The following is a 19,380-nucleotide window of genomic DNA, read 5'->3' as shown; positions in this document are numbered from 1 at the left end:
ACTCAACCACTGCGTCTTGCTCGACAATCCAAAAACAATTGAGAGGCTAGGACTTTTGTCCCACTCTCATTTTTCTCGCGACGGAAAGTTTTTAATAAATGATTCATTCATTCTAGCAAGTAGGAAATTAACTTTTTTTAGAATTACTCAAGTGATTTTATCTTCTACATATCATTCGTTTTTTCTGAGACTGAGATTTTAACATCTCGGTCTTTTTTCCCTTTCTTATTGGAAAGTCCAGCAATTGAGGCTCCACATTTCTTCATAAGTTTGATATAATAAGAAGATAGAGATTGATTAGGAAAAGAAGCATTAGAAACAGGTATGTAAGATGAAAAAAATATTAGTAGTTGATGATGAAAAACCAATTTCAGATATTATCAAATTTAACATGGCAAAAGAGGGCTATGAAGTCTTGACAGCCTTTGATGGCCGGGAAGCTTTGGAAGTCTTTGCGGCTGAGAATCCGGATATTATTATTCTAGATTTGATGTTGCCAGAGATTGATGGTCTGGAAGTGGCGCGTACGATTCGCAAGACCAGCAATGTGCCCATCATTGTCCTTTCTGCCAAAGATACAGAATTTGATAAGGTGATCGGTCTTGAAATTGGGGCAGATGACTATGTAACCAAACCCTTCTCTAATCGGGAATTGCAAGCGCGTGTGAAGGCCTTGTTACGTCGTTCCGAGTTTGCAGCGGATCCTCAGCTTGAAAATGAGGCCGATACGGAAATTGTAATTGGTGATCTTCACATCCTTCCAGACGCTTTCTTGGTTCAAAAGGCCAACAAAGAATTGGACTTGACCCATCGTGAGTTTGAATTGCTCTATCACCTTGCGACCCATGTCGGTCAAGTCATGACCCGTGAGCACCTTCTTGAGACGGTGTGGGGCTATGATTACTTTGGTGATGTTCGGACGGTGGATGTGACGGTTCGTCGTTTGCGTGAAAAAATCGAGGACACACCGGGGCGTCCAGAATATATCTTGACCCGCCGTGGTGTCGGATATTATATGAGAAACAATGATTGATCAACTAAAACAATTTGTCATGTCGTCGAACTTTGTCTTTGTTCTGATTACGGTTGGGTTTATCATTGTGGTTGCCTTGCTTCTCCTAGAAAACCGTAGGGACAATATCAAGCTCCGACAACTAAACGCCAAAATTAAAGATCTGATTGCTGGGGATTACTCTGAAGTGGTCGACATGCAAGGAAGCCCAGAGCTGACCGATATGACCAACAGTATCAATGATCTATCTGAGGTCATTCGTCTGACGCATGAAAACCTAGAGCAGGAAACCAAGCGGCTGACTAGTATTCTAGCCTATATGACAGATGGAGTGCTTGCGACCAACAGACGGGGTCAGATCATCATGGTCAATGAAATGGCAGCCAAGCAATTGAATGTCAATCCAGATGAGGTGCTCAATACCAGTATTTTAGATTTGCTTTCGCTTGGAGACGACTATGACCTGCGAAGCTTGATTACTGAAGTACCAGAGTTAACCATCGATTCCCAGGATGAAAATGGAGAATACTTAAGCCTTCGTGTGCGCTTTGCCTTGATTCGTCGCGAGTCAGGTTTTATCTCTGGTCTGGTAGCTGTCTTGCACGATACGACAGAGCAGGACAAGGAAGAACGGGAACGTCGCCTCTTTGTCTCCAATGTAAGTCATGAACTGCGAACACCTTTGACCAGTGTGAAATCCTATCTGGAAGCCCTAGATGATGGCGCTTTGTCAGAGCCGGTGGCACCAGATTTTGTCAAGGTTTCACTGAATGAAACCAACCGCATGATGCGTATGGTCACAGATCTTTTGAGCTTGTCACGAATCGATAATGAAACTAGTCAGTTGGACATCGAGTTGACCAACTTTACAGCCTTTATTACCTTTATTTTAAACCGGTTTGATAAGATCAAGAGTCAATCGCAAGAAGATACCAAGAAGTATGAACTGATTCGTGAATATCCAATCACCCCGATTTGGGTTGAAATTGATACGGATAAAATGACCCAGGTAATCGACAATATCTTGAACAATGCCATCAAATACTCACCCGATGGTGGGAAAATCAAGGTAGGGATGAAAACAACAGATGCCCAGTTGATTATCTCTATCTCAGATGAGGGCTTGGGAATTCCCAAGAAAGACTTGCCACGAATTTTTGATCGTTTTTACCGAGTGGATAAGGCGCGTAGCCGGGCCCAAGGCGGGACGGGTCTGGGCTTAGCCATTGCTAAGGAGATCATTAAGCAACACAAAGGCTTTATTTGGGCCAAGAGTGAATATGGTAAGGGATCTACCTTTACCATTGTCTTGCCGTACGACAAAGATGCAATTAAAGACGACTGGGATACAGAAGAGGAAGAATAAGGAGTCAATGACAGAAGAGGGATTTAAGTACAGTATTTTAGCTTCAGGTTCTAGTGGAAATTCTTTCTACCTTGAGACACCAAAGAAAAAACTGCTCATTGATGCAGGTCTATCAGGGAAAAAGATTACGGGACTATTGGCTGAAATTGATCGCAAACCAGAAGATTTAGATGCCATTCTGATTACGCACGAACACTCAGACCATATCCATGGTGTGGGTGTTTTAGCGCGGAAATATGGGATGGATCTATATGCTAATGAAGCCACTTGGAAGGCTATGGAAGGCACCAAGTATCTAGGAAAGGTCGATGATGCTCAAAAGCATATCTTTGAAATGGGCAAGACCAAGACTTTCGGAGATATTGATATTGAGAGCTTTGGCGTTAGTCACGATGCTGCAGCCCCTCAATTTTATCGCTTGATGAAGGATGGGAAGAGCTTTGTCATGCTGACGGATACGGGCTATGTGAGTGATCGCTTAGCAGGAATCGTCGCGGATGCGGATGGCTATCTGATTGAGTCCAACCATGATGTGGAGATTCTTCGAGCAGGTTCGTATGCTTGGCGTTTGAAGCAACGGATCTTGTCTGACCTAGGCCACCTTTCTAATGAAGATGGGGCAGATGCCATGATCCGGACCTTGGGAAATCGTACCAAGAAGATTTATCTGGGGCATTTGTCAAAAGAGAATAATATCAAAGAATTGGCCCATATGACCATGGAGAACCAACTGGCTCGAGCAGATCTAGCAGTCGGTCATGATTTTGAGGTGCTGGATACCTCGCCAGATACCGCGACTCCTTTGACGAAGATATAAGATAGAGAACCACCTGCGGGTGGTTTTTTGATAGCTGTTGAAAATCCCTTCATCTAGTGATGGATTTGCTCTTTACCTTAAATTCGTGTATGATAAGAGTACTTTATCTCATTAATAAATTGACGGAGAAATGTTAATTGTGAAAACATATATCGGTTATTTGGATTTGAAATGGATTTATTTTGATGAAGAAAACGAAGTATTTCAATATCAAGATCAAAAAAATACTTCCAATTGGATAATGGTTGCTGCTCCACTTACAGTCTTTCTTTTAAAAGGAATTGCAAGTGCCTTAAATTCAGCCTTTGGGACCTTACCGTATACGATTAATATCAGTATTGCAATGATTGGAACTCTAATAGTTTTCGGAATGTTGATGATAGCGAAGGCGAGAAAAAAAGATCCGAGAACTGATTGGAAAACAGTTGTTTTGAAGGAAAAAGAGCGCAAAACACTTAGAGCAAAGGTGCTTGCAATTTTTATTATGAAGATTCTTTTTGCTTTTTTAGGGATTTTTTTCTTGGTTACTTTTATCAGAGAAACTGATTTTTTGTGTCTGATGATCTACCTTCTTGCTTTTGCTTGTGTGATGCATTTTCATCAGGAAATTAAGACAAGAAAGATTCTTAAACTATTGAAGCGTCAAACGGAATCATCCGGACAATAATTCCATCAAAATATGTAATACTGCAATAAACTGAAAACATTGCATCTTTACTCAGAGATTTAATGAGTGATAATAGGGGGCAAGAAATTTTGGGTGGTTCATCATTTAAAAATCTCCTTGATGAATTGATATGAATAGAAAGGTTGTTTATGCTTAAAAAAGCAAACATAGAACATTTAGCAAAAAAAAATTTTCGCTATCGCATTCTAAATGTAGATAATGAGCATTATTTAGTAGACGTGGATCGTCCTTTTATAATCTCATACTTTTTTCCGTGGTTTTTGTATTTTACATCCCATTGGGCTATTCGGTTAACTGAGGATGAATTTAACACATTAACAACATCTAGAAACGACAAGCAAAGGAATGGTTTAACACATAACAAAGGAATTACAGCTTCTGGAGCTGCGTTTGTGGCATTGCTTTTATCGAGAGCGTTTCCGATTGAAGATTATCTGTACTTCAACTCTCATTTACTCAATATTGGATTGACGTTATTCGTTTTTGGTATTGTGATGGGAATTCGCGTGTGGATGAGCAGAAGAAAAATTGTGTCCATGCTAGAGAATAATGATCATCTTATCAAAGTATATTGTGTCCCAACAACATTAAAATTTATTTTTTTATCGCTTCTAATGCCAACGATTTCTCTTATCATTGTTGGTGTGGTTTGTTATGCGGTAATAACTAATTTTGCTCCGAACTTTGTAGTTCATTTAGGTTTATTTGTTTTTGCACTCAATTTTTTATTGTCTGGAAATACAATCTATTTCTCAGCTGAGTCAACTTTCAAAGCTAAAATAAAATAATCTAGAAGTGCATATAAAAAATTCAAATAGAACAATAAGGCAGTAATCTGAATGGCAGTGGGATAACTATTAATTATAGGAAAGGAAAAATAGAAATGAAAAAGATGATGTTATTACTGGCAAGTATAGTTGCTTTAACAGCTTGTAGTCAGTCTAAGCAAGATACGAAAGAGTCAACCTCCACTCAAACGGCGAAGGAAACAAAAGTATCAGAGTCTTCTAAAAAAGAAAAAGAATTGAAATTTGTGGTGGCCCCTCAATATGAAGGAAAGACGTCCGATCTTATTGAGTTAGGGAAGAAATTAGTTAAAGAACATCCTGAACTCGGAAGTGAAGGTCATATGGCGATCTATTTTACTGGGGCTGTTTCAGATGGCAGGGCGGCACTCATGTTGGTCAATAAGACAGATGTGGATATCAAGAAAGATTTGAATTTTTCGATTTCTTGGTCTTATGATAGCAAGACTATTTTTGAGAATCAAAAGGTTAGCTATTTCATCAAAGATAGTGGTGAATTACCCTCTCATACAGCAACTCTAATCTTATTGCCATTAAATGAGGAACAACAGAGTATTGTGGATGGAATGTCAGACCCCTCTAAGATGACACTTCAAATGTCAGATGTGAACGCTGTAGAGTGATTATGAAACAAGAAACATACAAAGGAGAAAAAAATGCGCCTTGTTTATCTTACGATTGGTTTTATATCATTGGGACTAGGAATTATTGGGATTCCTTTGCCAATTTTACCGACAACCCCCTTTTTATTGCTGTCGATGGCTTGCTTTGCTAAAAGTTCCAAACGCTTTGAAACTTGGCTTTACCAGACCAAGCTTTATCAGACCTATGTGGCGGATTACCGAGAGACCAAATCGATTGCAAAAGAACGGAAAAAATGGATCCTTCTTCAGATCTACATTCTGATGGGCATTTCCATCTATCTAGCACCGATTATTTGGGTGAAGCTTGCTTTAGGAGCTTTGACGATTTTTATCACCTTTTATCTCTTAAAAGTGATCCCCAATAAGCCTGAAAAACCAACAGACGAAGATCCTAATTAAAAATGGAGAAATCAGGCCCTAGAACTAGGAAAAGAAGTGCGTTCGTGCTTCTTTTTTGGTATAAAAGTAAAAACCCTTGTGTACCAAGGGTTTTCGTGTGCTGACTACGTTTTTGACTACGCTTCAAGGAATTTTAATAAGCGATCTGCAACATCTGACCGCTGTTTATCATTTAAGTGTGTGTACATATCTAATGTCATTTGAATGTTTGAGTGACCTAATCTGTCTGATATCGTTTTAGGCTCTATGCCAGCCTCGAACAGTAGACTAGCGTGTGTGTGCCGTAGACCATGCACACTGAATTGTTTCAGCTTGTGTTTTCCAAGGAAATACCGCAATTCGTCCCTAAAATGGGCAAAGTCGAAGTAACCGCCCTTGGTGTTGGTGATGACGATGTTTCTTGACTTAACACCATATTTAAAAAACAGTTTCTTTTGCTCTAGCTTCCACTCTTTTAATGCCTGTACCGTGTTTTCATCCAGCGAGATCGTCCGTGTACTACGCTTGGTTTTAGGAGTTTGGGTGGATAACTTGCCATTAATTGTGACCAGTGTCTTGCTGACTGATACCGTCTTGTTTTTGAAATCAATATCAGACCATTCAAGCCCTAACAACTCCCCTCGTCTTAATCCAGTATAGGCTAGCGTATGCCATGCAGTATATAAAACTGGTCTGGCATCTTTTTTAGCAAGCGTAAGAAATTTATTTAATTCCTCTTTTGTGAGTGCTATCTTTTCTTTCCGTGGTTTCTGCTGCTTTGGCCGTATGATCCTATCGACTGGATTAGTTTGGATAATATCGAGATGTACAGCATACTTAAACACTCTATTGATAATTGACAGATAGTTTAAATAAGTCACGTACTTCTTACTTAATTCTATAACTATCTTCTGCATCATGGCCACAGACACGCTCTCTATTCTGATATCTTTAAAATGATTCTCTATGATAGCATTGAGATAATTTTTCGTGTTCTGGTAGGTCGTAGGCTTCACAGTCGTTTCATAGCTTTCCAACCATAGGTCAGCTACTTCCTTAAATGTCGGTTTGCTGGAGTGGTCTGTAAATCCATTCTCCTCAATTGATAGCAGCAGCTCCCGTTCTGCTTTCTTGGCTTCCTTTTGCGTTTTAAAACCCCTACGTGTGGTGCGCTTTTGCTTTCCAGTAAAGGGGTCTACTCCTAAATATGCTTGGAGCATATAACGAGTTTCCCCGTCTTTAGTTTGGTATTTTTTAATCATGACAAAGTACCGTTGATATGCTATACTATGTATATCTTTCCTATCTAACGTCCCATCTTTCGGGGCGTTTTTTTGTTTTATATTTCAACTTGTTTTTGTCGGCGGTGTGGAGGTTTAAAAAAAATTAAAAGCCCTACTCGTAAGAGTAAGGCTAGAATTGTCCTCTCGGGACAGTATCATATATTTTGTCGTCAAGCGACCTTATGATATAATTCTAACCCTAAATGAAGTAAAAGTCAAGAAAAATAGTCGGATTTTAGAAAATCTTCTTTAACGCTTCATCTATTTTGTCCATAGTATCATCGGAAAGTACAATACCATTCAAAATTGAACTATTATTTTTGGGATCGTAGAGCCTCATTTTACTAATTGTCGTTACCTGATTTAATAGAACTATGCTATCTTTATTCATATTCTGTGTTTTTATAACAGTTTTCTGAGCATACTCTAGTTTCTCAACAATTTCTGTAAGTAACTTATTGTTCTCGTCTAATTCTTGTTTAATTTTGCCCGCCTCAATATTTGCGAAGTCTAAATTATTCTCAATGGTGCGTAACTGATTTGCAAAAGAAGGATCTATATCATTTTGTGTTGAATTTTCAATATTTTCAATCGCCTTTTTATTGTCACGAACCAATGAATCTATTACCTTTGCCCTTTCATTTAATTCTTTCTTTTTTTGGGAATAGCGGTCATATAATGCAGTTAACTCATTGGTATTTAGTATTGCCTTACTTCTTAATAATTGAAATACTTCGTCACCAATTGGCAATTGAAAATATTTTAGATTATCCATGTCTGTAGTTTCTTTTACAGATGTCAGAGGTAAAACTTGAAGAAGATGATTTAAACGGGAATCTTTTTTATTTAGAACTATTGCATAATGAAGTCCGCCATATTCCATTCCAACGTTAAATCCAAAGTCGGCATAAACAATACTCCCCCTTTTTAAAGCCTTAATACTCCTAGAGTTAAATTTCTTTTCTGTATTTAAATACTTAGTCCAGTTTTCGACCCATTGGGCTATTTTTTCAGATCGCTTATTTTCTTGATCTCCAATTTGCTGAAGATGTTGGAGATAATCCTCTAGTTCTTGGATTACAGTTGCAGTATAGATTGCTATTTCTTGGTTGGTTCTATCACTTCCCATAATAAATGTTTCCTTTCTAGCTAATCAAATCATTATATTCGTCAACCACCATCATTTAATTTACAATGGTTTTTTTATTTTTCTTCCCTGTACACATCTACAACTTTACCAATGATCCTAAAATCACTGTTTGAATCAATCGGTATATCTTTGTATTTCTTGTTAAAACTTCTTAAATATGCCATGTCTTTCTCGATAATAAGTTGTTTGATATAGGCCTCTCCCTCGTAGTCAAACACTCCAACTGTTTTAATTGGAAGCTCTACTGTCAATTTTACAAATACATAATCACCAAAAATGAGCACAATGAACCTCCTCTTTTAATTCCTATTTACATTTTAAGGACCGCCGAAATCAATGTTTATTGATGAATGCCAGCTGTCTATTAAGAATTAAAGGGCGAATTCACTGTATTTTTTAAGATATTCTTCTATTACGAAAAGATCTTCTGTCAGAAGGTTACTCTTAATAAAACTAAAGTCTCCTTCTGTAAGAAACATTTTTTTCTTCAAGCTTTCTATTTCTTTTTTTGCAAGTTCAAATGCGGAATTATAATCATCTAAGTCGCACTCTTCTGCGATATTGCGGATAGTTGTAACAACATAACTATTAGTCATAGGTGGGCTATAGATAGGACCTTTTATATACTCATAACTATTACTAAGACCAGAACAATCAAATAACATTGTTTCGATAAAATATTTCAATGCTAACTTATAATCTTTCTTATCTAGAAAGAAGCAACCAAAGGCATGGCAGTCATTTCTAACAAGACCAAATAATTTAGAGTTGATATTGTTATTGATCCGGTCGTTCAAAATTTTAATTTTAATAATGTCATATGAAAGGTAAGGGTCATTTTCAGAGTATTCCATATATTCAATTGCCGATATATATGGATCTTTGTGTGCTCTAATAAGATCTTCGTAATTAATTAAAATCTGTTGCCCTGTATTCGTGGTACAAATCGATGATGGGATACTATCTTCTAGCAGATCAAAATTATTCATAATTCTTTGTATGAGGTCATATTTTTTACCACTAACTGGCAAAGACTTAGCTTTTAAAATCTCTTTTAACTCTGCAACTTTAAGCTTAGATAAACTTTTTTCTGATTTTTGAAATGTCAGCAATCCTAGTCGGATTAATTTATTTCTATGAAGTTGAGGGTTGATTTTATATTCCTGTTCAAAATATGATGGGAAAAAATCCCCATTGTTTGTATCAATCCAATACAAAAGAACTATATCACCAATTTGTAGCGTATCATCTTCACGTGTTATCTTATTAGTTTCAGTAGCAGTAGCAGTTTGTTTGAAATGATCAAACATCTTCTTTATAAAACCCATTTATTATCCTTTCATTAACAACATCACTTATTCATGTTCAAGGATCCAACTAACATTGTTCATAACCTCTCTATTTCGAGGTTCATTCTTCAGATTTCTGAATTTCGTCCAAGGCTTCTTGGATATCTTTTTTTGTTTTAAAAGGATTATTTTTGATGTTTACAATATATAAAATAATAGTCAAACACAAAAGAATAAATCCAATTGTTGGGTTTATGACGAAATACAACAAGGTACAAAACGCAAGCAACCCCACTGGAAAGTACCACGAAGATGCAGGGTGGATTTTTTTATCAACCAATGTGTTAATCGCTTGATTTTGTTTCTGTGATTTTCCTTTTTTTATGCTTCCTAAAGCATCGACAGTAGTTTGATTGTAAATTTTGTTGTAGATAGCACGCTTAGGATTTTTAATAATATCGGTTCCTTTTTGACCATAAGTTGGTAGAACAGATCGTTTAACCTGCCTTTTTAATTTGGAAGTGGTTCTAGCTTTTAGACTTTTTGAAAGACTAGGTTTTCTAACTCCTATTTTCATAGTAATACTCCTTAATATTTCAATCCCAAACGTTTATGTTTTAATTATAACAAATAACAATAGGGAATGAAATAACAAGGAGGGAAGAAATATAACCGACCGAAGGAAATGGATGTTAGTTTAATAAGATTTAGAAATACGGAAATTGAAGATGAATATTATTCATGAAGTAATTTTACAAACACGGTATTCAATTAATTTGATCGATATCTAACCGAACCTAACTGATATCTAATAGCATTCATTATAAATTTTTGGTATACTTAAAGGTATGAATTTATTAGAAAGTAGGCTTCCTATGGAGAAATTACAAGCCCTGTTATCGGAACGGTTTCAGATCGTTTTTTCAGATAGCAGTTTATTAGATACAGCTTTTACACACACGTCTTATGCCAATGAGCACCGCCTCTTAAAAATTTCACATAACGAACGTTTGGAATTTTTAGGAGACGCTGTTCTTCAATTAGTTATTTCCGAATATTTGTATAAGGAACACCCAAACAGACCTGAGGGAGATTTGTCTAAATTCCGTTCCATGATTGTCCGTGAAGAAAGTCTGGCTGGTTTTTCTCGGGATTGCCAATTTGACCGTTATATCAAACTAGGCAAAGGCGAAGAAAAATCAGGCGGTCGGGACCGCGATACGATTCTTGGCGATTTGTTTGAAGCCTTTTTAGGTGCCTTGCTCTTAGATCAAGGAGTGGAAGCTGTCAAGCGCTTTGTCTATCAGGTCATGATTCCTAAGGTTGAAACGGGTCAATTTTCCCAAGTTATTGACTACAAGACCCGTTTGCAAGAACTGTTGCAGGTTCACGGGGATGTGGAAATTCAGTACCAAGTGGTAAATGAGTCTGGTCCCGCTCATGCAAAGGAGTTTGAAGTGGAAGTGTTCGTGAACGGCAAAACCCTAGGACACGGTCATGGTCGCTCCAAGAAATTAGCGGAACAGGAAGCAGCCCGCAATGCAGTTGAAACGAGGAATGATGGCTCATGTATCTAAAAGAGATTGAAATCCAAGGCTTCAAATCCTTTGCGGATAAGACCAAGGTCGTATTTGACAAAGGGGTTACTGCCGTTGTAGGGCCTAATGGATCTGGAAAATCAAATATCACAGAGAGCTTGCGTTGGGCCTTGGGTGAATCCAGTGTCAAGAGTCTACGTGGGGGCAAGATGCCCGATGTTATCTTTGCAGGGACAGAATCGCGTAAACCGCTGAATTATGCTTGTGTCACGGTTGTCTTAGATAACCAGGATGGTTTTATCCAACAAGCGGGGAAAGAAATTCGGGTCGAACGCCATATTTATCGCTCGGGAGACAGCGAGTACAAGATCGATGGTAAGAAAGTACGTCTCAGAGATGTGCATGATTTGTTCATGGATACTGGGTTGGGACGGGATTCTTTCTCGATTATCTCCCAAGGTCGTGTAGAGGAAATCTTTAACTCCAAACCGGAAGAACGCCGGGCTATCTTTGAGGAAGCTGCTGGTGTCTTGAAATTTAAGACGCGGCGCAAGGAAACGGAGACCAAGCTGAATCAAACCCAGGAGAATTTGGACCGTCTAGAGGACATCCTCTATGAATTAGAAGGACAAATCCAGCCTCTTGAAAAGCAAGCAACGGTTGCTCGTCGTTTCTTGGAATTAGACCAAGAACGCCAGGTTCTCTTACTGGACGTTTTAGTCGCTCAAGTCGATCTGACAAAGGACCTTTATGAAAAGGCTGATCAAGAGGAAAAAGCCATTCAAGAACAGTTGGCCTCTTATTACCAACGTCGTCAGGTCTTAGAAGAAGATAACCTCCGCATCAAGAAAGCCCGCCATCAGTTGGATGCGAGCTTGGCTGAAGATCAGGCCAGTTTGCTTGAGGTTACTCGTCTGATCAGTGATTTGGAAAAGCAAATCGAAGTCGCTAAGCTGCAATCAAGCCAGGCAGCCCATAGTCGCAAGGAAAATCTAGAGCGACTAGATGCTGTTTTGGCCCGTCTGGAAGAAGCGAAAAAAGAGCTGGCTCAAAAACAAGAGACGCTAGCAACTCTTCAACAAAGACTGATAGAGAACCGTCAGCAACAAGACGAGTTGGAAAAAGAATTAGCCAACTATGAAGAAGATCCGGAACAAGTCATTGAGCATCTACGTGAGCAGTATGTCGCGCTCTTGCAGACAGAGGCTGAAAAATCGAATGAGCGGACAGCGATTGAGAGCCGGATCCAAGCACTACTGCAAGAATCTAGCCATCGTCAAGAGGACTTGACCAAGGCGCAATCCAATTTTGAAGCTGCTAAGGAAAAAGAAGTTCGACAATTGGAGGAGTTGGATCAGGCACAAGCGACGGTCAAAGGTCTATTAGCAGAATACCAAGATCAATTGGTAAAAGTGGAGCAGGCCAAAGCCGCCTACCAAGAGGCTCAAAAGGCCATGTTTGACTTGATGGATGAGAGCAAAAACAAACGGGCGCGGATCAATAGTTTGGAAGCCATCCAGAAGAACCATAGTAACTTCTATGCAGGTGTCAAGAGTGTCTTGCAAGAAGCGGACCGTCTAGGAGGCATCTGTGGGGCTGTTAGTGAGAATTTGAGTTTTTCAAAAGACTACCAGACGGCGCTTGAAATTGCTCTGGGAGCTAGTAGCCAACAGATCATTGTCGAGGATGAAAAGGCCGCAACACGAGCGATTGACTACTTGAAACGCAATCGCTTAGGACGGGCTACTTTCTTACCGCTCACGACGATCAAAGCCCGTCAACTCTCTTCTCGTAATCTGGAGTTGATTCAAACCAGTGCAGGATTTTTAGGAATTGCGAGTGACTTGATGACCTATGAGCATCGTTTTGAACAGATTTTCCAAAACTTGCTTGGAGTAACGGCCATCTTTGACACGACGGAGCATGCGCGTGAGGCGGCTCGTACAGTCAACTATCAAGTTCGGATGGTGACCCTGGATGGGACCGAATTGCGGACGGGTGGATCTTACGCTGGTGGTGCCAATCGTTCCCAAAATACAGTCTTTGTCAAACCAGAATTAGATAGTTTAAAACAGGAAATGCAAGCTCTGGATGCTCGTTTAAGAGAAGCAGAGCAGGAGGTAGAGACCAAGGACAATCTGCTCAAGCAGGCGCAAGAATACTTGGCCTCTATTCAAAGCCAGGGTGAGCAAGCGCGTCTGGAGCAACAGCGGGCCCAATTGGCCTACCAACAAAGCCAAGAGCAACTGAAAGAAATTCAGGAACTCTTAGAGGCTTTGAAGTCAGAATTGGCAACAGATGCGACCCAATCTCTACAAGAAGAGCAGGAGTCCCTTACTGAGCAATTGGCAGCCATTGAGCTTCAAAAAGAAAACTTGAATCGCGACATTGAAACCATGAAGTCGGATAAAGATGTCCTACAACAAAAGGTGCAAAACCTGCAAGAGCAATTGGCAGAATTGCGACTCCAACAGACGGAATATAAGAGCCAACAAAGCTACGAACAAACAGATGCTCGTCGCTTGGAAGAAACGATCTCTCAGTTGGAAGTAGAAGAGCATCAGTTGCAATTGCTGATTGAACAAGGCGAGGCCAAAGTTCAGACAGTGGATGTAGAGCAGCTAGCCAACCAATTGACACAGGCCCAAGCCAAGAAAACGGAACTGGAACAAGGGGTCATTCGGAAACGCTTTGAACTAGATGATTTGGAAGGCCAGGCCGAAGATGTGGCAGAACAGATGGAACAAGCGCGCAAGAAAAACGAAGAGTGGATTCGTCAACAAGCCAAGGCTGAAGCGACACGTGAAAAGCATGCGGATCGTTTGAACAAGCTCTTAACGCAAATTACCGATGAATTCATGCAAAGCTTTGACCAAGCCAAAGAACAGGCCAAACCTGTTGAAAATCTTGCAGCAGCTGAAAACCAGCTCAAGAGCATAGAAAAAGATATTAAGGCACTTGGTCCAGTCAATGTGGATGCGATCGAGCAGTACGACGAGGTGAAGGGGCGCTTTGATTTCCTTTCGAGCCAGCGTGAGGATGTCTTGGCTGCGAAAAACATGCTTCTGTCTACCATCAACGACATGAATGACGAAGTCAAGGAACGTTTTAAATCAACTTTTGAAGCCATTCGTGAATCCTTTAAAGTTACTTTCCGTCAAATGTTTGGTGGGGGTTCTGCTGATTTGATTCTGACAGAGCCAGATCTTCTGACAGCTGGTGTTGAGATTTCTGTGCAGCCACCTGGTAAAAAGATCCAATCCTTAAACCTCATGAGTGGTGGAGAAAAGGCCTTATCTGCCTTGGCTCTCTTGTTCTCGATTATTCGTGTCAAGACTATTCCATTTGTCATTTTAGATGAGGTAGAGGCTGCCCTAGATGAGGCCAATGTCAAGCGCTTTGGGGATTATCTGAACCGCTTTGATAAGGAAAGCCAATTTATTGTCGTAACGCACCGGAAGGGAACCATGTCAGCTGCAGATTCCATCTATGGTGTGACCATGCAAGAATCTGGGGTTTCTAAAATCGTCTCAGTAAAATTGAAAGACTTAGAAAATGAAGAATAATGATATTAAATTGATCGCTACGGATATGGATGGAACCTTTCTAAATGACCAACATCAGTATGATCAAGACCTTTTACGCAAGGTATTAGCAAGCTGCAAAGAAAAAGGCATTTATTTTGCTGCTGCGAGTGGCCGTGCCCTTCTTTCTCTCAAATCCCTCTTTAAAGGATTTGAGGACCAGATGATTTTCATTGCTGAAAATGGTAGTGTGGTAGAATTTCATGGAGAAGATCTCTACGAAGCGACTATGTCCAAAGACTTTTATTTGGGTGTTTTTGAAGCTTTGAAATCCTCACCTTATGCAGACCCCAATAAACTGCTTTTGACGGGAAAAAAAGGAAGCTATGTCTTAGAAACAGTAGATCCCGACTATCTGGCCTTGAGTCAGCACTACAATGAAAACATTCAAAAAGTGAAAAGTCTAGCGGATATTCAGGATGAAATTTTCAAATTGACCACCAACTTTGATGCAGCTCTTGTTCTTGAAGGTGAGCAATGGGTCACTGAGAATATCCCCGGTGTCAAAGCGATGACGACAGGTTTTGAATCGATTGACATTGTCCTCGATTATGTCGATAAGGGAGTGGCCATTACTGCCTTAGCGGATAAACTAGGGATCTCGATGGATCAGGTGATGGCTTTTGGAGATAACCTAAATGACCTCCATATGATGCAAGTCGTGGGCCATCCTGTAGCGCCAGAAAATGCACGTCCTGAAATCTTAGCGATTGCTGAAACAGTCATCGGCCACCATGCGACGGGTTCTGTCCTACGCTACATGGAGGAAATTGTATGAGTCAGATTTCCTTGATTGCGCTGGATTTAGATGGGACCCTTCTCAATTCAGAAAAAAAGATCTCCCCTCGCAATAGAGCAGCCCTCGCTGCTGCACAGGCCCAAGGTGTCAAGGTGGTTCTAACCACTGGTCGCCCCTTGAAAGCCATGGATTTTCTTTTGGAAGAATTGGGAACAGCAGGCCTCAAAGAAGAGTATACGATTACCTTCAACGGTGGTCTAGTGCAGCGAAATAATGGAGAAATCCTCTCAAAAGTTGTCTTGGCGCCAGAAGATGTCGCAACCATTCATGCTGAAACAGCTCGTCTAGGCCTTCCGCTGGATGCTATCAGTGAGGGAAGGGTTTATGAGATTCATGCAGATCGAAAGTCTCTCTATTCCCTTTACAATCCCTACCTGAACTTTATTGAGACAGATTTTAAAGACCTGCCATCCACGATTTCCTACAACAAGTGTGTGACAGCCGTTGATCAAGACTTTTTAGATGCAGCGATCAAGCAGATTAGGCCGGACTTATTTCAAGACTATGAAATTTTTAAATCTCGGGAAATGTTGCTGGAATGGTGCCCTAAATATGTTCACAAGGCGACAGGTTTAGAGGCACTGGTAGCTATTTTGGGTCTTAAGGCAGATCAAGTCATGGCCTGTGGAGATGAAGCCAATGACCTGTCTATGATACAATGGGCTGGACTGGGGGTTGCCATGGGCAATGCGATTCCAGCAGTGAAGGAAGTTGCAGCGCTTGTGGCCCCTGTGACCAATGACCAAGATGCCGTCGCATGGGCAATTGAAAATTATGTGCTAAAGGAGAGTGAATAAATGGGATTATTTGATCGTTTATTTGGAAAAAAAGAAGAAACTGAAAAAGTGCTTCCGTCTTCAGAAGAAGTAACGGAAAGTACGGAGGTTGAAGAAACTGTCAAAGAGGAGCCGGCGGCTACCTTAAATGGCAAGGAAGAGCAAAAAATCGCTGATATGGAGGCTTACTACCAAGAGCTCAAAGCGCGAATTGCAGCCACTCATCAACCTGTTTCAACCGTCGCTCAAGAAGAGCCGGCAGAGGAACCTCTTGTTGAAGAAAAAGTGACATCAGAGACTCCTGAAGACCAAGCACCAGTAGAGGAGTCTCCAGTTGCCGTTGAACCTGCTCAAACAGAAGCAAATCCTCAAGAAGTTTCACCACTAGCTGATGAAACGGAGACTGAGCCTCTTGAAGAAGTGAAAATTGAAGCGGAAGAAACTGAAACCGTTGGAGAAGCAGATGAGATTGATGTTATAGACCTGGAAGAAGAGTCACCGATTGCCTCTCCATCACCTGACGCTGAGCCAGTAGAAGAGAGCACGACAGAAGAGGAGTCTCCAGAACTAGTAGAAGCTCAGGATGAGGTTTCAGAACCTGAAGTATCAGAAGCGATCGCTCAAGTGGAGGAAACTTCAGAAGTGGCAGAAGCCGAGTCTAGACTTCCTGAAGGAGAAGCTGCATCAACCGTTGAGGAAAGAACTGTTGAAGAGGCAGAGGCGCCAATTCCAGATGAGGTTGAGCCAGAGCAAGAAACCATTCAGGAAAAATACGATCGTAGCTTGAAAAAGACACGGACTGGATTTGGAGCACGCCTCAATGCCTTCTTTGCCAATTTCCGTTCAGTCGATGAAGAATTCTTTGAAGAATTGGAAGAACTCTTGATCATGAGTGACGTTGGGGTTCAAGTGGCCTCTAATTTAACCGAAGAGTTGCGTTATGAAGCCCGTTTGGAAAATGCCAAAAAACCAGATGCTCTCAAGCGCGTGATCATCGAAAAATTGGTGGACTTGTATGAAAAGGATGGCCAATTTAATGAAGCCATTCGTTTTCAAGATGGTCTCACGGTCATGCTCTTTGTTGGGGTCAATGGAGTTGGTAAAACCACATCTATCGGGAAGTTAGCCCACCGCTACAAACAAGAGGGCAAGAAAGTCATGTTGGTTGCAGCAGATACTTTCCGTGCAGGAGCAGTGGCTCAACTGGCAGAATGGGGACGCCGTGTAGACGTTCCAGTTGTAACAGGTCCTGAAAAATCAGATCCTGCTAGCGTCGTCTTTGATGGAATGGAACGCGCGATCGCTGAAAACATTGATGTTCTGATGATTGATACAGCTGGTCGTCTGCAAAACAAGGACAACCTCATGGCCGAGCTGGAAAAAATCGGTCGCATTATCAAGCGTGTGGTACCTGATGCTCCGCATGAAACCTTGCTAGCCCTCGATGCATCAACCGGTCAAAATGCCTTGGTGCAAGCTAAAGAATTTTCAAAAATTACACCTGTGACAGGAATTGTATTGACCAAGATCGATGGAACGGCTCGAGGTGGGGTCGTCCTTGCGATCCGTGAAGAGTTGGACATTCCAGTGAAGTTGATTGGTTTCGGAGAAAAGATTGATGACATCGGACCATTCCACTCAGAAAACTTCATGAGAGGCCTCTTGGAAGGCTTGATTTAAGAGTCGAATAGAAAAAGACAAATTGTTGGAAGAACAATTTGTCTTTTTGTTTCCTTGCGCTATCAAAAAAACCACCCGAAGGTGGCTTTCCTTAATTCTTAGGTTCAGGTTTCCAAACCCATTCGGCTCCGTATTCTGCAAGGAGATCATCGGATGCAGTTGGTCCCATGGATCCAGACTTGTATTCATAGAGTGGTGCTCCATTTTCGGCCCATAGTTTTTCGATTCGGTCAATCAATTGCCATGAAGCACGAACTTCGTGCCAGTGGCTGTAATTGGTTGAGTCATTGTTCAAAACGTCAAAAATTAATTTTTCATAAGGCTCTGGGGAAGCTCCAGTTGCAGTCGCATCTGTTTCGTAATCAAAGGAAATCGGTGCGATGCTGAATTTTTCTCCGACCTCTTTTCCGTTGATGCTCAATGAGAAACCTTCATTTGGTTGGATATAAATGGTCAATACATTAGGTTGCAAGCTATGTCCAAAGATGGAGTCGGTTTGCTTGAAGACCACATTGACCATGGTTCCTTTTTGCGTCAAGCGTTTTCCAGTACGGAAGAAGAAAGGAACTCCACGGAAGCGATCGCTATCAACAAAGAATGCCCCAGAAGCATAGGTTTCCGTAGTAGATTCAGGGCCGACATTGGGCTCGCTGCGATAAGAGATGTCTTTTTTCCCTTCGATCGTACCTGAACGGTATTGACCACGGATAAAGAATTTCTTTAATTCCTCATCTGTTGGATTGTACAATTGCTCAAAAACTTTAACTTTTTCTGCCCGAATCGCATCCTTGGTAAAGGTAGCTGGTTTATCCATGGCAAGCAATGACAAAAGCTGAAGGGTATGGTTTTGCACCATATCTCGAAGGGCCCCCGAATGATCATAGTAGCCACCGCGTTCTTCAACTCCCAAGCGTTCAGCAAAGGTAATTTGGATATTGTCAATAAAATCTCGGTTCCAAAGGTTATCAAAAATAAGATTTCCGAAACGAATGGCAAAGATATTTTGGATCATTTCTTTGCCAAGGTAATGGTCGATCCGGAAGATTTGCTCTTCATCAAAGGTTTCTTCCAATTCCTTGTTGAGCTGACTTGCCGTTTCTAGGTCTGTACCGAAAGGTTTTTCAACGATCAAGCGCTCAAAGCCTTGCCCATCCACAATGCCTTCTGATTTGAGGTGTTTGGCAATGGTTCCAAAAAATTGAGGAGCCATGGACAAGAAGAAGACCTTGTTGTGTTCCGTTTGGTATTTTTCATCCAAGCTATTTTGCAATTCGCGCAGGGCGATGTAATGTTCGGTATCATTGACATCATGGCTTTGGTAGTAGAAATGACTAGCGAATTCTTGAGCTTGTTGAGGGCTATCTGCCAGATCTGTGATGGATTCTACCACGACTGATTCAAAGTATTCCTTGCTCCATGGTCTGCGGGCTGTTCCGATAACCGCAAAGTTTTCAGATAGATTTCCTGATTTATAGAGTCTAAAAAGGGATGGGTAGAGTTTGCGTTTAGCTAAATCTCCACTGGCCCCGAAAATGGTTACAATAACTTTTGAAGACATTTAAGTACCTAT

General features: G+C 40.8%; 17 protein-coding genes and 1 pseudogene. 12 read left to right on the top strand and 6 right to left on the bottom strand.

What is annotated here, in order from left to right; genetic code table 11:
- The first annotated feature begins 331 nt into the window (after window positions 1–331).
- The 7 genes from yycF (at window position 332) to ADI76_RS07150 (ending at window position 5,732) form a co-directional block, all read left to right on the top strand.
- A complete protein-coding gene (gene yycF, locus ADI76_RS07180) occupies window positions 332–1,033 on the top strand; it encodes a response regulator YycF (RefSeq protein WP_049483721.1) in 702 nt (233 codons plus the stop codon).
- Entirely contained in the window at window positions 1,026–2,378 is a 1,353-nt protein-coding gene (gene vicK / locus ADI76_RS07175) for a cell wall metabolism sensor histidine kinase VicK (protein WP_049475138.1), read from the top strand. Before yycF ends, vicK begins: the two co-directional genes overlap by 8 nt.
- A 7-nt stretch (window positions 2,379–2,385) precedes the next feature.
- Window positions 2,386–3,195 carry an MBL fold metallo-hydrolase gene (locus ADI76_RS07170; protein ID WP_049475139.1) on the top strand — a complete coding sequence of 270 codons (810 nt, stop codon included), beginning with the start codon at window positions 2,386–2,388 and terminating at the stop codon, window positions 3,193–3,195.
- Window positions 3,196–3,334: 139 nt separating this feature from the next.
- Complete coding sequence (locus tag ADI76_RS07165; protein ID WP_152905775.1) at window positions 3,335–3,862, top strand: hypothetical protein; 528 nt, start codon at window positions 3,335–3,337, stop codon at window positions 3,860–3,862.
- 149 nt (window positions 3,863–4,011) lie between these two features.
- Complete coding sequence (locus tag ADI76_RS07160) at window positions 4,012–4,671, top strand: DUF443 family protein (RefSeq protein ID WP_049515398.1); 660 nt, start codon at window positions 4,012–4,014, stop codon at window positions 4,669–4,671.
- 95 nt (window positions 4,672–4,766) lie between these two features.
- Window positions 4,767–5,312: a hypothetical protein gene (locus ADI76_RS07155; RefSeq protein WP_049515397.1), complete on the top strand. Its 546-nt coding sequence runs from the start codon at window positions 4,767–4,769 to the stop codon at window positions 5,310–5,312.
- Between the two features lie 33 nt (window positions 5,313–5,345).
- Window positions 5,346–5,732, top strand: a complete 387-nt coding sequence (locus ADI76_RS07150) for a YbaN family protein (RefSeq protein ID WP_049515394.1) — start codon at window positions 5,346–5,348, stop codon at window positions 5,730–5,732.
- Between the two features lie 116 nt (window positions 5,733–5,848).
- Here the strand turns inward: ADI76_RS07150 and ADI76_RS07145 are convergent, their stop codons facing one another.
- From ADI76_RS07145 to ADI76_RS11710, 5 genes and pseudogenes are all read right to left on the bottom strand, one after another.
- Window positions 5,849–6,973 (bottom strand): site-specific integrase, encoded by a 1,125-nt coding sequence (locus ADI76_RS07145; RefSeq protein ID WP_049515391.1) that lies wholly within the window; start codon window positions 6,971–6,973, stop codon window positions 5,849–5,851.
- A 256-nt stretch (window positions 6,974–7,229) separates the two neighbouring features.
- The gene (locus ADI76_RS07140; protein WP_049515389.1) at window positions 7,230–8,123 is read right to left on the bottom strand and encodes a type II toxin-antitoxin system PemK/MazF family toxin; all 894 of its coding nucleotides are present in this window, start codon (window positions 8,121–8,123) and stop codon (window positions 7,230–7,232) included.
- Between the two features lie 74 nt (window positions 8,124–8,197).
- Window positions 8,198–8,416 (bottom strand): annotated as a pseudogene (locus tag ADI76_RS07135) (S24 family peptidase); the annotation flags it as partial.
- A gap of 99 nt (window positions 8,417–8,515) precedes the next feature.
- Entirely contained in the window at window positions 8,516–9,472 is a 957-nt protein-coding gene (locus ADI76_RS07130) for an SAP domain-containing protein (protein WP_049515384.1), read from the bottom strand.
- Between the two features lie 82 nt (window positions 9,473–9,554).
- A complete protein-coding gene (locus ADI76_RS11710) occupies window positions 9,555–10,010 on the bottom strand; it encodes a hypothetical protein (protein WP_065428412.1) in 456 nt (151 codons plus the stop codon).
- A gap of 298 nt (window positions 10,011–10,308) precedes the next feature.
- Between ADI76_RS11710 and rnc the strand changes: the two genes are divergently transcribed.
- The 5 genes from rnc to ftsY are packed head-to-tail and all read left to right on the top strand — an operon-like array spanning window position 10,309 to window position 17,810.
- The gene (gene rnc / locus ADI76_RS07120; RefSeq protein WP_049515382.1) at window positions 10,309–11,010 is read left to right on the top strand and encodes a ribonuclease III; all 702 of its coding nucleotides are present in this window, start codon (window positions 10,309–10,311) and stop codon (window positions 11,008–11,010) included.
- Window positions 11,001–14,537, top strand: coding sequence for a chromosome segregation protein SMC (smc, locus tag ADI76_RS07115; protein WP_049515380.1), 3,537 nt, complete (start codon window positions 11,001–11,003; stop codon window positions 14,535–14,537). Before rnc ends, smc begins: the two co-directional genes overlap by 10 nt.
- Window positions 14,527–15,333 carry a Cof-type HAD-IIB family hydrolase gene (locus ADI76_RS07110; protein ID WP_049490949.1) on the top strand — a complete coding sequence of 269 codons (807 nt, stop codon included), beginning with the start codon at window positions 14,527–14,529 and terminating at the stop codon, window positions 15,331–15,333. Before smc ends, ADI76_RS07110 begins: the two co-directional genes overlap by 11 nt.
- Window positions 15,330–16,151: a Cof-type HAD-IIB family hydrolase gene (locus ADI76_RS07105; protein WP_049515378.1), complete on the top strand. Its 822-nt coding sequence runs from the start codon at window positions 15,330–15,332 to the stop codon at window positions 16,149–16,151. The genes ADI76_RS07110 and ADI76_RS07105 overlap by 4 nt, the downstream gene beginning before the upstream one ends.
- Window positions 16,152–17,810, top strand: a complete 1,659-nt coding sequence (ftsY, locus tag ADI76_RS07100; RefSeq protein ID WP_049515375.1) for a signal recognition particle-docking protein FtsY — start codon at window positions 16,152–16,154, stop codon at window positions 17,808–17,810.
- Between the two features lie 91 nt (window positions 17,811–17,901).
- On the opposite strand, the gene zwf is transcribed toward ftsY, so the two are convergent.
- On the bottom strand, window positions 17,902–19,368 hold the full coding sequence (zwf, locus tag ADI76_RS07095; RefSeq protein ID WP_049515373.1) for a glucose-6-phosphate dehydrogenase: 1,467 nt from the start codon (window positions 19,366–19,368) through the stop codon (window positions 17,902–17,904).
- Between the last annotated feature and the right edge of the window lie 12 nt (window positions 19,369–19,380).

This window comes from Streptococcus parasanguinis (assembly GCF_001074805.1).
Taxonomy (GTDB): domain Bacteria; phylum Bacillota; class Bacilli; order Lactobacillales; family Streptococcaceae; genus Streptococcus; species Streptococcus parasanguinis_A.
The sequence above is the reverse complement of the archived record's forward strand: the minus strand, read 5'-3'. Positions and strand labels throughout refer to the sequence as shown.